Annotated in this window: 12 protein-coding genes; 8 read left to right on the forward strand and 4 right to left on the reverse strand. The window is 69.3% G+C overall.

Annotated features, from left to right (window positions below; genetic code table 11):
* Nucleotides 1-196: 196 nt before the first annotated feature.
* The 3 genes from dnaG to WMF12_RS23545 all read left to right on the forward strand — a co-directional run bounded on the left by dnaG (nt 197) and on the right by WMF12_RS23545 (nt 4,619).
* Nucleotides 197-2,146 carry a DNA primase gene (gene dnaG, locus WMF12_RS23535; RefSeq protein WP_437873719.1) on the forward strand — a complete coding sequence of 650 codons (1,950 nt, stop codon included), beginning with the start codon at nt 197-199 and terminating at the stop codon, nt 2,144-2,146.
* 118 nt (nt 2,147-2,264) lie between these two features.
* Nucleotides 2,265-4,184, forward strand: coding sequence for an RNA polymerase sigma factor RpoD (gene rpoD, locus WMF12_RS23540; RefSeq protein WP_437301468.1), 1,920 nt, complete (start codon nt 2,265-2,267; stop codon nt 4,182-4,184).
* A gap of 87 nt (nt 4,185-4,271) precedes the next feature.
* Nucleotides 4,272-4,619, forward strand: a complete 348-nt coding sequence (locus WMF12_RS23545) for a hypothetical protein (protein WP_437873720.1) — start codon at nt 4,272-4,274, stop codon at nt 4,617-4,619.
* A gap of 42 nt (nt 4,620-4,661) precedes the next feature.
* On the opposite strand, the gene WMF12_RS23550 is transcribed toward WMF12_RS23545, so the two are convergent.
* On the reverse strand, nt 4,662-5,444 hold the full coding sequence (locus WMF12_RS23550) for a rhomboid family intramembrane serine protease (RefSeq protein WP_437747864.1): 783 nt from the start codon (nt 5,442-5,444) through the stop codon (nt 4,662-4,664).
* A 214-nt stretch (nt 5,445-5,658) separates the two neighbouring features.
* On the reverse strand, nt 5,659-8,304 hold the full coding sequence (gene bamA / locus WMF12_RS23555; protein WP_437747865.1) for an outer membrane protein assembly factor BamA: 2,646 nt from the start codon (nt 8,302-8,304) through the stop codon (nt 5,659-5,661).
* A gap of 310 nt (nt 8,305-8,614) precedes the next feature.
* On the opposite strand from bamA, the gene WMF12_RS23560 reads away from it, so the two are divergent.
* The 3 genes from WMF12_RS23560 to WMF12_RS23570 all read left to right on the forward strand — a co-directional run bounded on the left by WMF12_RS23560 (nt 8,615) and on the right by WMF12_RS23570 (nt 13,926).
* Nucleotides 8,615-11,017: a DNA gyrase/topoisomerase IV subunit A gene (locus tag WMF12_RS23560; RefSeq protein ID WP_437873721.1), complete on the forward strand. Its 2,403-nt coding sequence runs from the start codon at nt 8,615-8,617 to the stop codon at nt 11,015-11,017.
* A gap of 2 nt (nt 11,018-11,019) precedes the next feature.
* Complete coding sequence (locus WMF12_RS23565; protein WP_437873722.1) at nt 11,020-12,957, forward strand: DNA gyrase/topoisomerase IV subunit B; 1,938 nt, start codon at nt 11,020-11,022, stop codon at nt 12,955-12,957.
* Between the two features lie 123 nt (nt 12,958-13,080).
* Nucleotides 13,081-13,926 carry a helix-turn-helix domain-containing protein gene (locus WMF12_RS23570; protein ID WP_437873723.1) on the forward strand — a complete coding sequence of 282 codons (846 nt, stop codon included), beginning with the start codon at nt 13,081-13,083 and terminating at the stop codon, nt 13,924-13,926.
* An 85-nt stretch (nt 13,927-14,011) separates the two neighbouring features.
* On the opposite strand, the gene WMF12_RS23575 is transcribed toward WMF12_RS23570, so the two are convergent.
* A complete protein-coding gene (locus tag WMF12_RS23575; RefSeq protein WP_437873724.1) occupies nt 14,012-14,830 on the reverse strand; it encodes a carbon-nitrogen hydrolase family protein in 819 nt (272 codons plus the stop codon).
* A 62-nt stretch (nt 14,831-14,892) separates the two neighbouring features.
* A complete protein-coding gene (locus tag WMF12_RS23580; protein WP_437873725.1) occupies nt 14,893-15,636 on the reverse strand; it encodes a hypothetical protein in 744 nt (247 codons plus the stop codon).
* 152 nt (nt 15,637-15,788) lie between these two features.
* Between WMF12_RS23580 and WMF12_RS23585 the strand changes: the two genes are divergently transcribed.
* Both WMF12_RS23585 and ligA read left to right on the forward strand, forming a co-directional pair.
* Nucleotides 15,789-16,274 (forward strand): NUDIX hydrolase, encoded by a 486-nt coding sequence (locus tag WMF12_RS23585; protein WP_437747871.1) that lies wholly within the window; start codon nt 15,789-15,791, stop codon nt 16,272-16,274.
* Nucleotides 16,275-16,287: 13 nt separating this feature from the next.
* The gene (ligA, locus tag WMF12_RS23590) at nt 16,288-18,318 is read left to right on the forward strand and encodes an NAD-dependent DNA ligase LigA (RefSeq protein WP_437747872.1); all 2,031 of its coding nucleotides are present in this window, start codon (nt 16,288-16,290) and stop codon (nt 18,316-18,318) included.
* Nucleotides 18,319-18,325: the final 7 nt, after the last annotated feature.

The following is an 18,325-nucleotide window of genomic DNA, read 5'->3' on the forward strand; positions in this document are numbered from 1 at the left end:
CTCTGGCGGCTACCGCCTTGCACGTGCGGCCGCCGCACAGGACACTTGTCTCCACACAGGCCGCGAGGGACTGGGAAGTCTCCCGCTTCGCGAGCCGCCCGTACCGCCGAGACGCTGGCGCGGACGCCGCCACGCCGTCTGAGTCCACCCGTGATGATCTGCGGGCCCCGCACGCACGGAGCCCCCAAGGCCGCCCATGATCTCTCCGGAGACGATCGCGCTCGTGAAAGAGCGCACGGATCTCGTAGCGCTCATCGGCGAAAGCGTGCGCCTCACCCGCCGAGGGCACTCCTTCACCGGGCTCTGCCCCTTTCACAAGGAGAAGACGCCCAGCTTCCACGTGAGCCCGAACCGCGGGTTCTACCACTGCTTCGGCTGCAAGGAGACCGGCAGCGCCATCGACTTCGTGATGAAGCTCGAAGGCCGGACGTTCGCCGAGGCGGTCCGCGCGCTCGCCGAACGCGCCGGCATCGAGGTGGCGGAGTCGCTGACCGAGGTCGAGCGGCGCGAGGCGCAGGCGGCGCGCAGGTCGAAGGACGACCTCTATGCCGTCAACCACCTCGCCGCGACGTTCTTCGAGCACAGCCTCCGCGGGGGGCCGGGCAGCGCTCCTCACCCGCTCGCGCGCCACGCTCACGAGGAGCTCGAGCGGCGCGGCCTGCCCCTCCGCGACGGCGATGGAGCCGCCGATCCGATCGCCGACGCCCTCCAGGCGTTCCGGATCGGCTACGCCCCGTTCGGCTGGGACGGGCTCTCCACGTACCTGCGACAGCAAGGCGTCTCCCCGGTCCTCGCGGAGCGCGTCGGGCTCCTCGTACCGCGCTCGTCGGGGAGCGGACACTACGACCGCTTCCGGCACCGGCTCATGTTCGCCGTGACCGACGTGATGGGCCGGGTGATCGCGTTCAGCGGACGCGCGTTGCCCGATCCCAGCCCTTCCGAGCTCTCGTCGCTCGGCCTCACTGGCCCTGCGCCGCAGGCCGACGGCGCGCCGGCGAAGTACATCAACAGCCCCGAGTCGCCGATCTACACGAAGGGCGAGCACCTCTTCGGGCTGCACCAGGCGCGCCAGGCGATCCGTCAGCGCGGCGAGGCGATCCTCGTGGAAGGCAACTTCGACGTCGTCGCGCTCCACGCGCGCGGCATCGGCCAGGCGATCGCTCCGCTCGGTACCGCCTTCACGCCCGGACAGGCGAAGCTCATCAAGCGCTTCGCGCCCGCGGTCATCCTGCTGTTCGACGGCGACGCGGCCGGCAAGAAGGCCACGCGCGCGGCGCGCGCCCCGTGCCGTGAGGCGGGGCTCAGCGCGCGCGTCGCCGTGCTGCCTTCCGGCGTCGATCCGGACGACCTCGCGCGCAAGCACGGCCCAGAGGCGATCGCGCGCATCGTCAAGGCGGCGCGCGGCCTGCTCGAGCACCTGATCGACGAGGCGCTCGACGGCGACAGCTTCGGAGGCTCGTCGCTGCCCGAGCAGCTCGCCCGCGTGCGCGCCGTGACGACGCTGCTCGCCGACGAAGACGACCCGAACCTCAGGATGATGGCGAAGCTCTACGCCGATCGCCTCTCCTCGAAGCTCGTGATCGGCGGCCGCTCACCGGACGACCTCCGGCAGCTGGAGCGCGTCGTCGAGGAGTCCCTCTCCCGCCCGCGGAGCCAGCCTACCCGCGAGGTGATCCCCTCCGGACAGACGACCGAGACGTGGGAGCGCGCTCGCTCACGCACGCAAATCCAGGAGGTAAGCCTGGAGATCCTGGGCGCGATCCTCGATTTTCCCGAGCTGCTGGCCGACGACGATCTCCAGACGGCGCTGGAGTGCCTCGAAGGCGACGTCGCCCTGGCGATTGTTGCGGCGCGTCAAAATTTCACTTTTGAAATGGGTCTTGTCGCCAGCGAATTTCTTGCGCAAGTCCCGGCTCCGATCCATTCATTCGCGGCTGGACGGCTGGTCTCGCCTGTCTTCGAAGCGGCCTCAACGGCCAAGGCGACGCTCTTGGAGAATTCACAAAAGTTGAGCAGACAAGCCCTGGCGCGACAGAAAGCAGCCGTCGTGAGCCAGCTCCAGAAGAGCGCGGTCGACGCTGATGCTGAAAACGCTTTGCTGCGTGAGCTATTCCAGCGGAGAGCGGGGGGTCTCGGTCTTCCTTGATGCGTTCCGGGTCGCCTCGCCGTGGCGACCCGACGTGCGTGATCCCTAGAGTTTATCGGAGTCATTGGGTGTCTTGTCGGTCGCGGCGAGCTGATCGCCGTAAGTGGAGCATGAGGTAATGGCGAGCAAGGCCAAGCAATCTTCCGGTCGGGCAGGCGGGGTCGCGAGGGCTGCGGGGGGCGGCGCGCTGAACGGCGCGCGGCACGCATCGACACGCGGGCACGCCGAGGGGGGGGCACGCCCAAGCAACAAAGGAGACGCGGGCATCCGGGCCGAGCGGTCAGAGAAGGACCGGAAGACGCTCGAAAAGCTCGTCGAAACCGGCAAGAGCAAAGGCTTTCTCACCTATGACGAGGTGAACGACGCGCTCCCCGCGGACGTCGCGCCCGATCAGCTCGACGACGTTGTGGGCGCCCTCGGCGACGAGGACATCGAGATCGTCGACGGCGCGACCCAGGTGAAGATCGCGCCGAAGCGCATCGCGGACGAGGAGGCGGGCGAGAAGAAGCTCGTCGTCACGCCCGACCGCGAGGAAGAGGACGTCGACTACTACTCGAAGTCGAACGACCCCGTCCGGATGTACCTCCGGAAGATGGGCAGCGTCTCGCTGCTCACCCGTGAGGGCGAGGTCGAGATCGCGAAGCGGATCGAGATCGGCGAGCAGAAGGTCAACGCCGCCATCCTCGACTCCCCCATCGCCGTCCGCGAGATCATCGATCTCGGAGAGAAGCTCCGGAAGCACAAGATCCGGGTGAAGGAGCTCATCAAGGACGCCGAGAACGACGATCAGGAGTTCGACGAGGAGGAGGCCGACCGGCGCATCATCCGCCTCATCGACAAGGTGAAGCGCGTCGACAAGAAGAAGGCGGAGCTCCTGGAGGAGCGCAAAGAGGTGAAGACGGAGGTCCGCCGCAAGCAGATCGACGTCGAGGTGACGCAGGCGACAGCCGAGCTCGTGACGACGCTCGAGGAGATGCGCCTCAACAAGCGGACGATCGACAAGATCGTCCAGAAGCTGAAGAGCCTCATCTCGAAGGTCGAGAAGGCCGAGGCGGGCGCGACGGAGCTGGAGCGGCGCACAGGGCTCTCGAAGGGCGAGCTCAAGCGCGAGCTCATCAAGGTGAAGGGCAACCGCGCCCTCGAGGGGCGGCTCGCCAAGAAGCTCAACGTCAACCGCGAGGAGCTCAACGACTTCGAATCGACCATCAAGAACGCCCAGAAGGGCCTGAAGAAGGTCGAGGAAGAGCTCAACATCGACGTCGCTGCGATCCGCGATACCTACGAGAACATCCGCGAGGGGGAGCGGATGGCGGAGCGCGCCAAGGCGGAGCTGGTCGAGGCGAACCTCCGCCTCGTGGTCTCCATCGCGAAGAAGTACACGAACCGCGGCCTCCAGTTCCTGGACCTCATCCAGGAAGGGAACATCGGCCTCATGAAGGCCGTCGACAAGTTCGAGTACAAGCGCGGCTACAAGTTCTCGACATACGCGACGTGGTGGATCCGGCAGGCGATCACCCGCGCGATCGCGGACCAGGCGCGGACGATCCGCATCCCGGTCCACATGATCGAGACGATCAACAAGCTGATCCGCACCTCGCGCTACCTCGTGCAGGAGTACGGCCGCGAGCCGACCCCCGAGGAGATCGCCGAGAAGATGGAGCTCCCGCTCGACAAGGTGCGCAAGGTCCTGAAGATCGCGAAGGAGCCGATCTCGCTCGAGACCCCCATCGGCGAGGAAGAGGACTCGCACCTTGGCGACTTCATCGAGGACAAGAGCGTGATCTCGCCCGCGGAGGCCGTGATCAACATGAACCTCGCGGAGCAGACCCGTAAGGTCCTGAAGACGCTGACGCCGCGCGAGGAGAAGGTGCTCCGGATGCGCTTCGGCATCGGCGAGAAGAGCGACCATACGCTCGAAGAGGTCGGTCAGGACTTCGAGGTCACGCGCGAGCGCATCCGGCAGATCGAGGCGAAGGCGCTCCGCAAGCTCCGGCACCCCAGCCGCTCGAAGCAGCTCAAGAGCTTCATCGACAGCTAGGCCGTGGGCTGGCCTGCTCGCCAACCGAAGACAGCTCTCCCGCGCAGGCCGCGCTCCTGGCCTCTCGCTGGCCAAGCACGCGCTCGCGTGGGCAGCCGTTCGCTTGGCGAGCAGCGCGCCGCAGTGGCCCTCCTCGTGCTCGCGAGCGCGGTCCTCGGCGGCTGCACCAAGACGATGTCCGAAGAAGACTGCCGCACGATCGGCGAGGGCATGCGCACCGCGTGGGCAGCGGAGGCAAAGCGGGTGGGGTCCACCGCTCCAGGGGGCCCGGGGAAAGCCTCCGTGGTGATCGACAGCGAGGGCGAGAGGCTCTCGTCGGAGTGGACATCCGACTGCAAGCGGGAGCTCGCCGGGAGCAAGGTGGACCCCGGCGAGCTCGGCTGCCTGACCCGCGCGAAGACGCTCGAAGAGCTCCGCCGGTGCGCCACGCCCTGAACACCTGGGAGCGCGGCCGGGGCGGGGCGCCGCGCGACCCCTTCAATTGAGATAGCGCTTGTCCTTCGGGGGGTCCTTCTGGCCGCCAGGGATGACCCTCAGCGGGACGCCCCCGGAGCGGCCGCGCGCCGCAGGGACGCGGCGGAGCGCGGCGGACTGCGCCTGCAGCTGACGGAAGCGGATCCGCAGATAGAAGCGACGCAGCGGGGAGAAGTCGCCGAAGAGATACCCCGCGAGCATGCCCCCGAACGGCGTGATCAGCCCCTCGGGGGGCGCGCGCATGGCGATGACGTTGAGCACCGAGATCCCGAAGATGAAGACGAGCAGCATGGTGCCCGTCACGGGGAGGACGAAGAAGAGGCGGACCGTGGCATGTCGGTGCGCGAGCGCCCACGCGACGGCGACCGCCTCGATCATCCCGAGCCCGCCGTAGAAGACCGGCCGTGCCACCTTCGGGAGGAGCGCGCCCACCACCACCTGGAGCGCGAACGCGAAGGCGGCGGAGCCGAACAGGAACGCCAGCGTGCGTCTGGCTCCCCAGCGCTCTTCGAGCGAGGCACCGAGGAAATACAGGCCGAGCAGCGTCGTGACGAAGTGCCATGGGTCGCTCGGGTTGTGGACGAGCGGCGCGGTGAGCAGCCGCCACACCTGACCGTGGAGCACCTTCTCGCTGATGCCGAGGAACGGCTCGAGCACGCCTTCGCCGGCGCCCCCCCAGTTCAGGCCCAGGGTGAACATCACCCAGATACAGCCGATCGCGATCATCATCCCCAGCAGGGCCTTGCCTGGCTTGGGGAACCCCATCGAGCTGTGCTCCGGGCGCATGGATCTCCACCTAACAGCGGCGCCCCCGACGAGCAACCGCTGCCCCCGGACTTCACGGCGATCCGCCCGGCGCCGACCCGCCCTCCAGCGGCCGCAACGTCCGCTGCGCGCCATCCAGGACGCTCTGGGGCAGGGTCCGCCCGGCCGCGCACCAGCCCCCCGTCAGCCCCCCCGGGGAACGCGCACGTCCCTGCTGCGCCCGCTGGCCAGGGGCTCAGAAGAAGTTGCCGATGTTGAACTCGAACTTGTACGTCTCTTCGTAGGGCAGCCGCTTGAACGGGAAGCCCCACTCGAAGCGCAGCGGTCCGAGCGGGGAGAACCACCGGAGCCCGAATCCCCACGAGGTGCGGACGTCGAGGAGGCGCTCGGCCGAGAAGCACGGGTTCGTGACGTCGTGCGGCGATGCGGGGGCGGCGTTGCAGTACAGCTTCTCGAGATTCCAGGCGTTGCCCAGATCCGTGAAGACGACGCCCTTGATCTGCACGGCCTCGAGGATCGGGAACTCCAGCTCGAGGTTCTGGTAGTACATCAGGTTGCCGCCGATGTTCGCGCCGTTCGCGATAGGCAGCGAGTTCGGATCGAGCGACTCGCGGAGCGGGAGGCGCGGGCCGATGTCCCGGATCTCGAAGCCGCGCACGTCGAGGATGCCGCCCAGGAAGAAGCGGGCGAAGATCGGCACGCCCTGCGGGTTGGGGCTCGTCACCATGCCGGCCTCGGTGTTCAGCTTGAGGACCAGGCTGTCCGTGATCGGGTAGTAGAACCTCCCTGTGGCGCGGTACCGCAGGAACTCGTTCTCGCTGCCGAACACGCTGTGGGCGAGCTCCACCGAGCCCTGCAGATAAATGCCCGAGGTCGGGAAGAGCTGGTTGTTGCGCGTGTCGAAGGTGAGCGCGGGGCGGATGCTCGACGTGAGCCCGGCGTTGAAGAGGTTGTAGAGCGGGAGCCGCTGGAACGAGGCTCGCTCCTCTGCCGTGCCGAGGCCGGTGTTCGTGGCCGACGAGATCTCGTCGTTCTCCAGCGTGTAGGTCAGCTGTGCGCGCAGCTCCGGCTCGATGAGCGGGTAGCCGAGCGTGAGCGAGCCGCCGGTGGAGGTCTGCGAGAACTCCGTGTAGGTCCGCAGCTGGTTGTAGACGCTCACCGCCGCGGAGAACGGGCTGTCGAACAGGTACGGCTCGAAGAAGCGGACGTCGATGAGGCGCCGCGATCCGGAGATCTGCGCCTGGAGCGACAGCGACTGACCGCTCCCGAGCAGGTTCGCCTGCTGGACCTGCGCCGTCGCGATGAAGTTCTCGACGCTCGAGAAGCCCGCGCCGATCTGGAAGGTGCCCGTCGGCTTCTCGCCGATGTCGACGTTGACGTTGATGTGCTGGGGGTCGTCGCCCTGCTCGGTGGAGATGTCGACCCGCTCGAAGTAGCCGAGCGCCGTGATCCGCTGCTTCGATCGCTCCAGCTTCGTCTCGCTGAACAGCCGCCGCTCTTCCACCTCCATCTCGCGGCGGATCACCTTGTCCCGCGTCTTCGTGTTGCCGCGGATCTCGATGCGCCCGAAGTAGACGAGCTGGTTTCTGCGGATGCCGACGGTGATGTCGACCTCGCGCCTGTCCGGGTCGAGCTGGGTGTCAGGCGACGCCTCGACGTTGGCGTAGCCGGCGTCCCGGTAGAGCGTCTGGATCGCGCCGAGATCCTTCGCCAGCTCGGCGCGGTTGAACCAGTCGCCCGGCTTGGCCCGCACCATCTCGCGCAGCGCGCGGCGCCCGCCGAGCGGCTCGATCTCGCGGCCGTCGGCGTCGCGCTCGTAGACGCGGAGCGAGCGGATGCGGAAGCGAGGCCCCTCGTTGATCGTGATCGTGACCTCGATGCCCGTGCGGTCGGGCGTGAGCATCACCCTGGGCGTCGCGACCTGCGCCGCGAGGAAGCCACGATCGTAGTAGAGCGCGTTGATCACGAGGACGTCGCGCTCGAACGCGTCCTGGCGGAACGGACCGCCGGTGCCGAAGGCGAAGAAGCCCCCCTGCCCCGTGATCATGACCTCCCGGAGCTCCTCGTCCGAGATGTTCTGGTTGCCGATGAACGTGATGCGCCGGACGGTGACCGGCGAGTGCTCCTTGATCGTGAACTTGACGGTGACCTGGTTCTCCCGCTCCGGCTTGACCTCGTAGCTGACCTCGGCGAGGAAGAAGCCCTCCTCGGCGTACTTGTCGCGGAGCTTCTGCACGCCACGCCGGATCGCCGCGTAGCTCAGGATCGTGCCGGTCTTGATCTCGACCGAGAGCGCTTCGGTGAGGTCCTCGCTATCGATCTCCTTGTTGCCGGAGAACTCGATGGCCTTGATGCTCGGGCGCTCGCGGACCAGCACCCTCAGGCTCACGCCGTCGTCGCGGCGCGTGAGGTCGACCTCGACGTCGTCGAACAGGCCGGAGTCCCAGAGCTCGCGCACGTCGCGGGCCAGCCCCTCGGGGGTGAACGGCCTGCCGACCCGCGTCTGCCCGAGGTAGACGAGCACGTCCTCGGTCGAGACCCGCCGGTTGCCGGCGATGGCGACCTGAGCGACCGGCTGCCCCCGAGCGAGCTCGGCCTCCGTGGGCGCCAGATGGATCGTCGGCTCGACGGCGTCGGCGGCGACCCGCGCAGGTGTACCGGCGCCAGGCTGGGCTCCTACGGTCGCGTCGGCCGGCGCGGGTGGCTGCGCAGCGCTGGCCGGGGCGGCAGGCGTGGCGCCGTCCCGGGGCGGTTGCGCGCCCGGAGCACCTCCGGGCACCTGGGCTGCCGCGAGCCGGGGCCGTATCGCCGCTACTGCAACGAACACCAGGAAGAGGCCGAGCCAGACGAGCCGCAGCCAGCGGCCGAGAAGGCGAAGCATGGGACGGGTGCCTGTCGCGTACAAGGCGCCACCCCGTAGCCCAGCGCGCCGTGAGTCTCAAGGGCGGACGCCGAAATCAAGGCGTCGCCGCCAGGTTGCGCTGCGCTGCCCTGTGTTCGGGTCGATCTCGCGGCCATCTGACGCTATGCCAGGGTCCGCACGAGCCCAGGCGAGCACTCGCTGCCAGAAATTCCCGCGAGGCAGCCTTGACCGAGCGCGAGCCCCTGGGTAATTGCCGAGGCTCGCCAGCGTTCACCTGAACATCGGAGCACCTGTTCGTCCGGTGCCCGCGCACTCCCTGGAGCATCGCGTGTCTCGAACCCCCTCCCTTCCGTCCGACGGTGACGCGTCCCGCAAGGGCCGCCGTGGCGGCCGGCCCGGTGACAGCGAGCCGCCGCCGCCCCCGGCGCCCGACACCTCGCTCGCCGACGAGGCGCAGCGCCGGTACCTGAACTATGCGCTCAGCGTCATCACGTCGCGCGCGCTGCCCGACGTCCGCGACGGGTTGAAGCCGGTGCAGCGCCGCATCCTCTACGCGATGCTGCACGACCTGCACCTCGGGCCGGACGCGAAGTACCGGAAGAGCGCCGCGGTCGTCGGTGACGTGATGGGCAAGTACCACCCGCACGGCGACGTCGCGATTTACGACGCGATGGTCCGGCTCGCGCAGGACTTCGTGATGCGGGCGCCGCTCATCGCCGGCCACGGGAACTTCGGCTCCGTGGACGGCGATGCGCCCGCCGCGATGCGTTACACCGAGGCGAAGCTCCGGCCCCTCGCGCTGGAGCTTCTCAGCGAGCTCGGCCAGCGCACCGTGGACTTTCGTCCCAACTACGACGGGACCCGCTTCGAGCCGATCGTCCTTCCGTCGCGCTTCCCCAACCTCCTCGTGAACGGCTCGCAGGGGATCGCGGTCGGGATGGCGACGAGCATCCCGCCGCACAACCTGGGCGAGGTGATCGACGCGTGCGTCGCGCTGATCGAGAACCGCGAGCTCACCACCCACCGGCTGCTCTCGTACGTGAAGGGCCCGGATTTCCCGACCGGAGGTCAGCTGCACGCGACGAAGAAGGAGCTCGAGGCCATCTACACAGCGGGCCAGGGCTCGCTGAAGCTCCGCGGCGAGTGGCAGCTGGAAGAGGGCGACGGCAAGCGCGGCGCCGCTCCGCAGATCGTGATCACCTCGATCCCGTACGGCATCGAGCGGAAGGCGATCGTCGAGAAGATCGCCGAGGTGATCCTCTCCAAGAAGCTGCCGACGCTCGTGGACGTGCGCGACGAGTCGACCGGCGAGGTGCGCATCGTGATGGAGCTCAAGCGCGGCGCCGACGCGCAGCTCGTGATGGCGTACCTCTACAAACAGACGCCGCTCGCGATCAACGTGCAGGTGAACCTCACCTGCCTCGTGCCCACCGACAACGCGGAGATCGCCGCGCCCCGACGGCTCGGCCTGCACGAGATCCTGACGAAGTTCCTCGACTTCCGCTACGCGACGGTGACGCGGCGGTTCGAGTTCGAGCTCGGCGAGCTGAGGCGGCGGATCAATATCCTCGAGGGGTTCGAGAAGATCTTCGACGCGCTCGACGAGGTGATCCGGATCATCCGCAAGAGCGAGGGCAAGGCCGACGCGGCCGAGAAGCTGATGAAGCGCTTCACCCTCAACGAGGAGCAGACGGACGCGATCCTCGAGCTCAAGCTCTACCGGCTGGCGCGGCTCGAGATCCTGCTCGTGCAGAAGGATCTCGGCGAGAAGCGCGCCGAGGCGAAGCGGATCGAAGGGCTGCTCCGGAGCGACGCGAAGCGCTGGGGGATCGTCCGCGACGAGCTCGTCGAGATCAAGGGATCCTACGGCGAGAAGCGCCGCACGAAGGTGGTCGGATCGATCGACGAGCCCGAGTACCAGGCGGAGGACTTCATCGTGGCCGAGGACGCGAACGTGATCCTCTCGGCGCAGGGCTGGGTGAAGCGGGTCCGCGAGGTGAAGGATCTCGCCTCGACGCGCATCCGCGAGGGAGACAGCGTCCTCGCGGTCGTCGCCGGCTCGACGCGGTCGACGGTCGCGTTCTTCTCGAACCTCGGCGCGTGCTACGTGTGCCGCATCCACGACGTGCCGCAGTCGACCGGCTACGGCGATCCCGTGCAGAAGCTGTTCAAGCTGGCAGACGGCGAGCGGCTGATCGCGCTGATGTCCTTCGATCCGAGGGCGCTCGATGTCCCGGCGCAGACCCCGGACTCCGCCGAGCCGGAGCCGCCCTTCGCGCTGGCGATCACCCGAGGAGGCCTCGGCTTCAGGTTCTCGCTGCGGCCGCACCGCGATCCATCGACGCGCTCCGGGCGCCGCTTCGCCAAGCTGAACGAGGGCGACGAGGTGCTCTTCGTCCACGCGGTGGACGGCGCCGACCGGGTGCTCTGCGCCTCGAGCGACGCCTGGGCGCTCAGCGTGGCCGTGGAGGAGCTCGCGCTGCTCTCCGGCCCGGGCAAGGGCTCGGTCGTCATGCGGGTCGCCGAAGGTGAGCGCCTGATCGGCGCCGCGATCGCCCTCGGGCCGAGCGACGCGATCACGGTCGAAACGGAGAAGGGCAAGACGCTCGAGATCGCCGCGAGCAAGATCGCCGGCCAGCGCGGCACCCAGGGCGAGCCGGTCGCACGACGCGATCGCTTCGCCCGCGTGGTGCCGCCGGCCGTCGTCGTACCGACGCTGGAGGTGAGCTGAACATGGCCGCCACGAATCCCCCGGTCCGCGCCGCTTCCGGCGCACGTTACACGGCCGCTGACATCGAGGTGCTCGAGGGGCTTGAGCCCGTCCGCAAGCGCCCCGCCATGTACATCGGCGGCACCGACGCCAGGGGCTACCACCACCTGCTCTGGGAGATCGTCGACAACGCCGTCGACGAGGCCATCAACGGGCACGCGAAGCGGATCGAGGTGACGCTCGACGCCGATCTCCAGGGCGCCACCGTGACCGACGACGGGCGCGGGATCCCGGTGGACGTCCATCCCAGGTACAAGCGCCCCGCGCTCGAGCTCATCTTCTGCACGCTGCACGCAGGCGGGAAGTTCGCGAGCGACAACTACAAGGTCTCAGGCGGGCTCCACGGCGTCGGATCGAGCGTCGTCAACGCGCTCTCCGAGCTCGTCGAGGTCCGGGTGCTGCGCGACGGGTTCGAGCACCAGCAGACGTTCTCGCGCGGCGCGCCGACCAGCAAGCTCAAGAAGGGCGCGCCCACCCGCAAGCACGGCACGAGCATCCATTTCCGGCCCGATCCGGAGATCTTCGGGCAGGGCCGGCGCTTCGATTCCGAGACCATCCGCGAGCGCCTGGAGGCCAAGGCGTACCTCCACGGAGGGCTCGAGATCGCGTTCCGCGATCTCTCGTCCGGAGAGTCGATCGAACTCCTCCACCCGAACGGCATCGCGGACTTCTTGCCGAAGCTGGTCGCCCAGCGCGGCAAGCCGGTGACGCACCCGTCCATCTTCTACGTCGCGCGCGAGGGCGAGATCCGCCTGGAGGCCGCGCTCCAGTGGACCGAGTCGACCGACGAGTACGTGAAGTCGTACGTCAACGGCATCCCGACGCACGCGGGCGGCGCGCACGAGTCCGGCTTCAGCGGAGCGATCGTGAAGGCGGTCCGCGCGTTCATGGACGCGAAGAAGGTCCAGCCGAAGGGGGTCACGCTGACGGCCGACGACATCCGCGAGGGGATCGTGGGTGTCCTGTCCATCTACATCCAGGAGCCGCAGTTCCAGGGGCAGACAAAGGATCGACTCAACAACGCGGAGGCTGGGCCGGCGGTCGAGGGCCTGGTCCGGCCGGCGCTCGAGCAGTGGATGCTCCACAACGGCACGGCCGGCGAGTCGATCGTGGCCCGCGCGATCCTGGCGGCGCGCGCCAGGGAGGCGCGGCGCGAGGCGACCCAGCAGGTCCTGCGCAAGACGCCGGTGTCGCACCGGCTCAACCTCCCGGGGAAGCTCGCCGATTGCGCCTCGACCGATCCGAGCGAGAGCGAGCTCTTCATCGTCGAGGGCGACAGCGCAGGTGGCTCAGCCAAGCAGGGCCGGGACCGCCGGACCCAGGCGATCCTCCCGCTTCGCGGCAAGGTGCTCAACGCGGAGCAGGCCTCGACCTCGAAGGTGCTCGGCAACAAGGAGCTCCAGGACATCGTGAGCGCGCTGGGCTGCGGCTTTGGAAAGGACTTCGATGCCTCCAAGTTGCGCTACGGAAGGATTTTTCTGCTCATGGACGCCGACAGCGACGGCCAGCACATCGCGACGCTGCTGCTGACGTTCTTCTACCGGCACCTGCCCGGCCTGCTCCGCGGCGGGCACGTGTTCCTCGCGCAGCCGCCCCTCTACAGGATCGACGTCGGCAAGGAGACGCACTGGGCGCTCGACGACGCGGAGCGCGACCGGGTCCTCGCGAAGCTCCCCAAGACGGCCAAGGCGGATATCTCGCGGTTCAAGGGGCTCGGCGAGATGCCCGCGGAGGACCTCAAGGCGACCACGCTCGACATCCGACGCCGGCGCGCGCTGCGCATCGTGATCGAGGGAGAGATCGAGACCGATCGCATCCTGAACGAGCTGATGGGCAAGGACGCCCAGGCGCGCTTCCGCTTCATCATGGAGCGCGCGCCGAACGCCGAGATCGACGTCTGACATCGATCCCTCGTTCGAGAGGTCGCGGCGACTTCGCGCCTCGCGCGGACGTCGTTGGATGCGGCGCCGCGCTCCAGCATTCATCCTCCCTGACCCCCATGAGCTCGCCGCGAGGATGTCGCGATGCAGGCGACCGACATGGCGTGCACGTCGCGAAGACACAATGTGCCAACCGCGGGTGATCTCTGGCGCCTGTGCCACGTGAACGGCAGGCCACACCCCGTCGGACATCGCGAGCAGGTTGCCGGGCAATCGCGATATTTTGTGCTGCTGAATGCCGACCTACGGGAGCCGAGAGCGCTGCGTCAGCTTGCGGCCTGCTGGTTGCAATACGTCGCGCCGGTGGCCGCGATGACCGCGAGACACCGCCCTTTCACCGCTGGAGAGGTACTCGTGACGACTGCGCTTCCCATCTCGACTCCGCTCGCACCCTCCTCGTCCCACAGCATGCCGGCCGCATGTTCCCTGTCGGTTCCGAGCGGCGCGCCTGCCGCACGGCCGGCGTCGCTCCCCACGCCTGGCGTCGCTGCGCCCAGCCACGGCGCGCAGCCGCCGCGCGAGCGCGCTGCAGCGACCGGCGTCTCCCGATCCACGCCACCACTGCGCGCGGCAGCCCCGCTGCCGCGCAGTACCTCGGAGCGGATCCTGCTCGGCCGCGACCGCATCCGCAGCGCCGCGGAAGCAGGCCAGAGGATCCGTTCTTACGAGGTCGCGCTGGACCTCGATCTGTCCGAGTTTCACTTCGCACGGCTCTTCCGTGCCGCCTTCGGGTCATCGCCCCACGTCTATTACGATGAGGTGCGTGCGGAGCGCGCGCGAACGCTCCTGCATGAGGGGCTAACCGAGGGAGAGGTCGCCCGCCGCATCGGCTTCCGCAGGCCTGCAGAGCTCCGCGCCCTCCTGTCCAAGCGCGGCAGCACGCCGCCCTCGGCCGGAGAGACGGAGCCGAGCGACGCCTCTGCCGAGTGAGCTGACGGCAGAGATCGACCCTGCGGAGCGCCGGCACCGCCGCCTCCGGTGCGAGGACAAAGTGCTTACCCCCATGACACGACGATCAGAGCCTCCGGTGCGTGAGCGACGGTAGGTTCGCCCTGACCCGATCGAGGTAGGAGGGGTCGAGCATCGCCATCGCGATCCCCTCCCCTTCCGAGGCCTGAGCGATCACCTCACCCCACGGATCGATGACGCACGATTTCCCGAACGTCGCCCGCCCGCCTGGATGCTTGCCCCACTGCGCCGCAGCCACGACGTACGCCTGGGCCTCGATGGCCCGGGCGCGGAGCAGGACCAGCCAGTGGTCCTTGCCGGTGAGCAGGGTGAACGCCGCAGGGACGACGATCGCCTCTGCGCCCCCGGACGAGAGCGCGCGGTAGAGCTCCGGGAACCGGACATCGTAGCAGATCGACAGCCCGAGCTTCACGCCGTCGATCTCGGTGACGACGGGGCGCTCCCCGGCGGTCGTCGACGCCGACTCGCGGTACTTCGTTCCGTCGGCGATCTCGACGTCGAAGAGGTGAATCTTCCGGTAGCGCGCGGTGAGCCGGCCGTCGGCCCCGAAGACCGCGCAGGTGTTGTACGGCCGCGCCGGATCGTGCGCGCGTTCGGGAAAGCCGCCGGCCACGACGGTCACCCGGGCGGAGCGCGCCGCGTCAGCGAGACGCCGCGCGATCGGGCCGCCGCCAGCGTCGAGGTCCTCCGCGATGTTACGCTTCCCCTCCTCGTTGCCCATGTACGCGAAGTTCTCGGGCAGCACGACCGTCGTCGCCCCACGGCGCGCCGCCTCGACGACGAGCACCTCGACCCGCGCCAGGTTCTCGCTCACGTTCTCCTGGCTGGAGAGCTGAAGGGCCGCCCAGATCACCGGTTTCTCCATTCGGCAAGCCTACCGCACGGGGACCCGGCGTGGACCACGCGCCAACTGGAGCGCAGGGATCGTCAGATTCCTTGATCTCCGGACGCTCCCGCAGCGCCACCGGCACCTACGCCACCTGCCCCGCCGGCGCCCGCGGCCCCACCCGCACCAGCGCCACCTGCCCCAGCAGCTCCGCCGGCGCCAGCGCCACCTGCCCCGCCGGCGCCAGCAGCCCCACCGGCGCCAGCGCCACCTGCCCCGCCGGCGCCCGCGGCTCCACCGCTGCCGTCCACCTCGGCGGGCGCGGAGCACTCGAGCGGCGCGCCGGAGTAGGTGCACCTGGCGCTGCACGCGGCGCACACACAGGCGAGCACCCGCTGGAACATCCGGTGAGCGGCGCCCGCATCGTCCGGGAACACACACGCCATCTGGCAGGCTTTGTTGTGGCCGCACCCCTTGAGGCACAGGCTGATCGGCCTGCACTCAGGCTCCCCGTCGCACGCCGCGAGCTCCGCCTCGCAGCGCCCACCGCGGGACGCATGCTCGTTGAAGCAATCGCCGCAGCGCCCGGCTTCGCCGCCATAGGCCGCGAGGCACTCGCATAGGTTCGCCGGCCCCTCGTCGGCGCCCGCATCGGGCGGCGCTCCCCCCGAGGCGCCCGCGCTGGCGGAGACGCCCGCCTGAGGGCGCGGCGTCGCGAGCCGCTCGTCGGTGCAGCTCGGGAGCGACGCGAGCGCAAGCGCCGCGCCCCAGGCCATCACGCCGCAGAGGACAGCCCAGCCGTACAACCCGACAGGAGCGCGCATCGCCCTCCGCTCGATCGCCATGATGGGGACGAGCGTAGCCTGCCTCTCTCCCGCGACCGAGCCTGAGCCGCACGGCTCATGGACGTCCGCAGGATCCGCCGAGGCCGCACGGAACCCTCTCCCGGCGGCGCCCGATCGCTCCTATGCTTTCCCCGCACGTCACAAAAATTCTCATGGAAATCGCTCCCCTGTCGTTGTTGCCGCGCTCCGTGCTCGCCCTCGCCAAGGAGGTCGCGCGCGCGCTGCTCCGGCGACCTGTCGTCGGGATCGCCGCCGCCGCTCAGACCGCCGACGGCCGGTGGCTGCTCGTTCGCCGCAGTGACACCGGAACATGGGCGCTCCCGGGAGGCACCCTGGAATGGGGAGAGACGCTCCGCGACAGCATCGTGCGGGAGCTCGCCGAGGAGGCCGGCGTCACCGAGGTCGAGCTCGGGCGGGTCGTCGGCGTGTACTCGCGGCCTGATCGCGATATCCGCTTCCACGCCGTGACGGTCGTCGTCACCGCCCGGATCGCCGCGCCGACGCGCCCTCCGCAAAACCCGCTCGAGATCCGCGAGGTCAGGCTGTTCCGGGAAGACGAGCTCCCGTCCGAGCTCGCGATGGACATGGGGGATCTCTTCGCCGCCGCCCGGCGCGCCGGCGACACAGAGCTCGAGTGAGCCGAGGCAAGCGATGACGCAGGCACACCACGACGACGCCGGAGCGCGCAACGCGCTGCAGGGCGGGCTCGCGACGGATCCGAAGCACAAGGCGAGGATCGAGGAGCTCGCCGAGCGCATCGAGAAATACAGGGCGAGCTACTACGCAGGGCACCCCGAGATCTCGGACGCGGCGTTCGATGCCCTCGAGGACGAGCTCCGCGCCCTCGATCCGGCGCACCCGGTGCTCGCCCGGGTCGGCTCGGCCTCCCTGATCACCGAGTGGGAGAAGGCGCGGCACGAGATCCCGATGGGCTCGCTCAACAAGGTCGTCTCCGAGGACGAGCTCCTGGGCTGGGTCGCCCGGTGCGACGAGATCCTCGTGAAGGACGGGCACGGCGACGGCGGCACGGGCGCCGCGCCGCCGGCACCGGGCTCCATCTCGAGCGTCGCGGCTGACCTCTTCGTGGCGGAGAAGCTCGACGGCATCTCCATCGAGGTCATCTACAAGGGCGGCAAGCTCGTCGACGCCATCACCCGCGGCGACGGCGAGTGGGGCGAGCGGATCACCGCGAACGTCGCGCGAATGAAGGGGATCCCCTCGCGGATCCGGGAGAAGGGCCGGCTGTCCGTGCGCGGAGAGATCATCCTTCGCCTCTCGGACATGAAGCGCCACTTCCCCGGCGTCACCAGCCCGCGCAACATGGCCGCGGGCGCGGCCAAGCGGTTCGACGGCCAGGGGGCGGAGCACTGCACCGTGCTCTTCTACGATGTCGCCGATCACCTCGAGATCCCGACGTGCCGGGCGCGCTTCGCCTGGCTGCGCGAGCTCGGCTTCGCGACGCCGCAGACCGCGCACGGCAGCGTCGAGGACGTCGTGAAGCTCTACCGGCGCTACTCGAGCGAGCTCCGCGCGAGCCTCGACTACGAGATCGACGGGCTCGTCGTCTACGTGGACTCGCTCCACCTCCAGGGCCTGCTCGGCGACGTCAACCGCCGGCCGCGCGGTGCGGTCGCCTTCAAGTTCGCGTCGCCCGCCAAGGTGACGACGGTCGTGGCGATCCAGTGGGACACCGGGCCGAGCGGCCGGGTCACCCCGGTGGCGATCGTCGAGCCGGTGGAGCTCGCCGGCGCCAACGTCCGGCGCGCTTCCCTGCACAACTCGGCCAACGTGCGGAGCCTCGGCATCGGGGTGGGCGACGAGGTGCTGGTCTCGCGCCGCAACGACGTGATCCCGTACGTCGAGGAGGTCGTCGAGAAGCGCGGCCCCGCCGCCGTTCCTCCATCGGTCTGTCCGGTCTGCAGCGCGCCGCTCGTCGTCGAGGGAGAGTACCTCCTCTGCCGGAACGCCGCGTGCCGCGCGCTCATCGAGGGGCGCATCCACAACTGGATCGACGCCGTCGGCGCGCTGGAGTGGGGCGACAAGCTGATCGAGCAGGTGGTGGCCGCGGGCCTCGTGCGAGAGCCGCTCGACCTCTACAAGCTCACGGTCAAGAGCATCGCCGACCTCGATCGGCGCGGCGAGAAGAGCGCGACGAAGTGCCTGGAGCAGCTGAAGAGCCGCCTCCCGCTCGCGCTGCCGGTGTTCCTCGCGGCGCTCGGCATCGAGGGGTTCGCGATCCAGACCGCGCGGCTGCTCGTGTCGGCGGGGTACACGACGATCGAGAAGCTGCTCGCCGCCGGCGAGGACGAGCTCGCCGGCATCCCGGGCCTCGGCGCGATCAAGGCCGCGAGCATCGTTCGAGGGCTGCGCGCCCGCAGCGACGAGATCGCGCGGCTGCTCGCCGCCGGCATCGTGCCGGTCGCGCCCGAGGCCGAAGGCCCGCTCGCCGGACTGACGTTCTGCTTCACCGGCGCGGGCGCGCGTCCCCGCGGCGAGCTCACCCACCTCGTCGAGTCGAACGGCGGCCGGGTGCTGAACAGCGTCACGAAGGAGCTCAACTACCTCGTCATCGCCGACGTGGCGTCCACGTCGAGCAAGGCGGTGAAGGCGCGCAAGTACGGTACGAAGCTCATCACCGAGGACGATCTCGACAAGCTCATCGCCGAGCGCCGCGGCGGCTGACCGAGGC

The organism is Sorangium sp. So ce363, assembly GCF_051520435.1.
GTDB lineage: Bacteria > Myxococcota_A > Polyangia > Polyangiales > Polyangiaceae > Sorangium > Sorangium cellulosum_B.

Excerpts from the sequence above, each read along its gene's own strand:
- WMF12_RS23550 (WP_437747864.1), bottom strand. The coding sequence starts at position 5,444 with ATGCGCCCGGAGCACAGCTCGATGGGGTTCCCCAAGCCAGGCAAGGCC.
- WMF12_RS23575 (WP_437873724.1), bottom strand. The coding sequence starts at position 14,830 with ATGGAGAAACCGGTGATCTGGGCGGCCCTTCAGCTCTCCAGCCAGGAG.
- WMF12_RS23580 (WP_437873725.1), bottom strand. The coding sequence starts at position 15,636 with ATGGCGATCGAGCGGAGGGCGATGCGCGCTCCTGTCGGGTTGTACGGC.
- WMF12_RS23565 (WP_437873722.1), top strand. The coding sequence starts at position 11,020 with ATGGCCGCCACGAATCCCCCGGTCCGCGCCGCTTCCGGCGCACGTTAC.
- rpoD (WP_437301468.1), top strand. The coding sequence starts at position 2,265 with ATGGCGAGCAAGGCCAAGCAATCTTCCGGTCGGGCAGGCGGGGTCGCG.
- bamA (WP_437747865.1), bottom strand. The coding sequence starts at position 8,304 with ATGCTTCGCCTTCTCGGCCGCTGGCTGCGGCTCGTCTGGCTCGGCCTC.
- WMF12_RS23570 (WP_437873723.1), top strand. The coding sequence starts at position 13,081 with ATGCAGGCGACCGACATGGCGTGCACGTCGCGAAGACACAATGTGCCA.
- ligA (WP_437747872.1), top strand. The coding sequence starts at position 16,288 with ATGACGCAGGCACACCACGACGACGCCGGAGCGCGCAACGCGCTGCAG.
- dnaG (WP_437873719.1), top strand. The coding sequence starts at position 197 with ATGATCTCTCCGGAGACGATCGCGCTCGTGAAAGAGCGCACGGATCTC.
- WMF12_RS23585 (WP_437747871.1), top strand. The coding sequence starts at position 15,789 with ATGGAAATCGCTCCCCTGTCGTTGTTGCCGCGCTCCGTGCTCGCCCTC.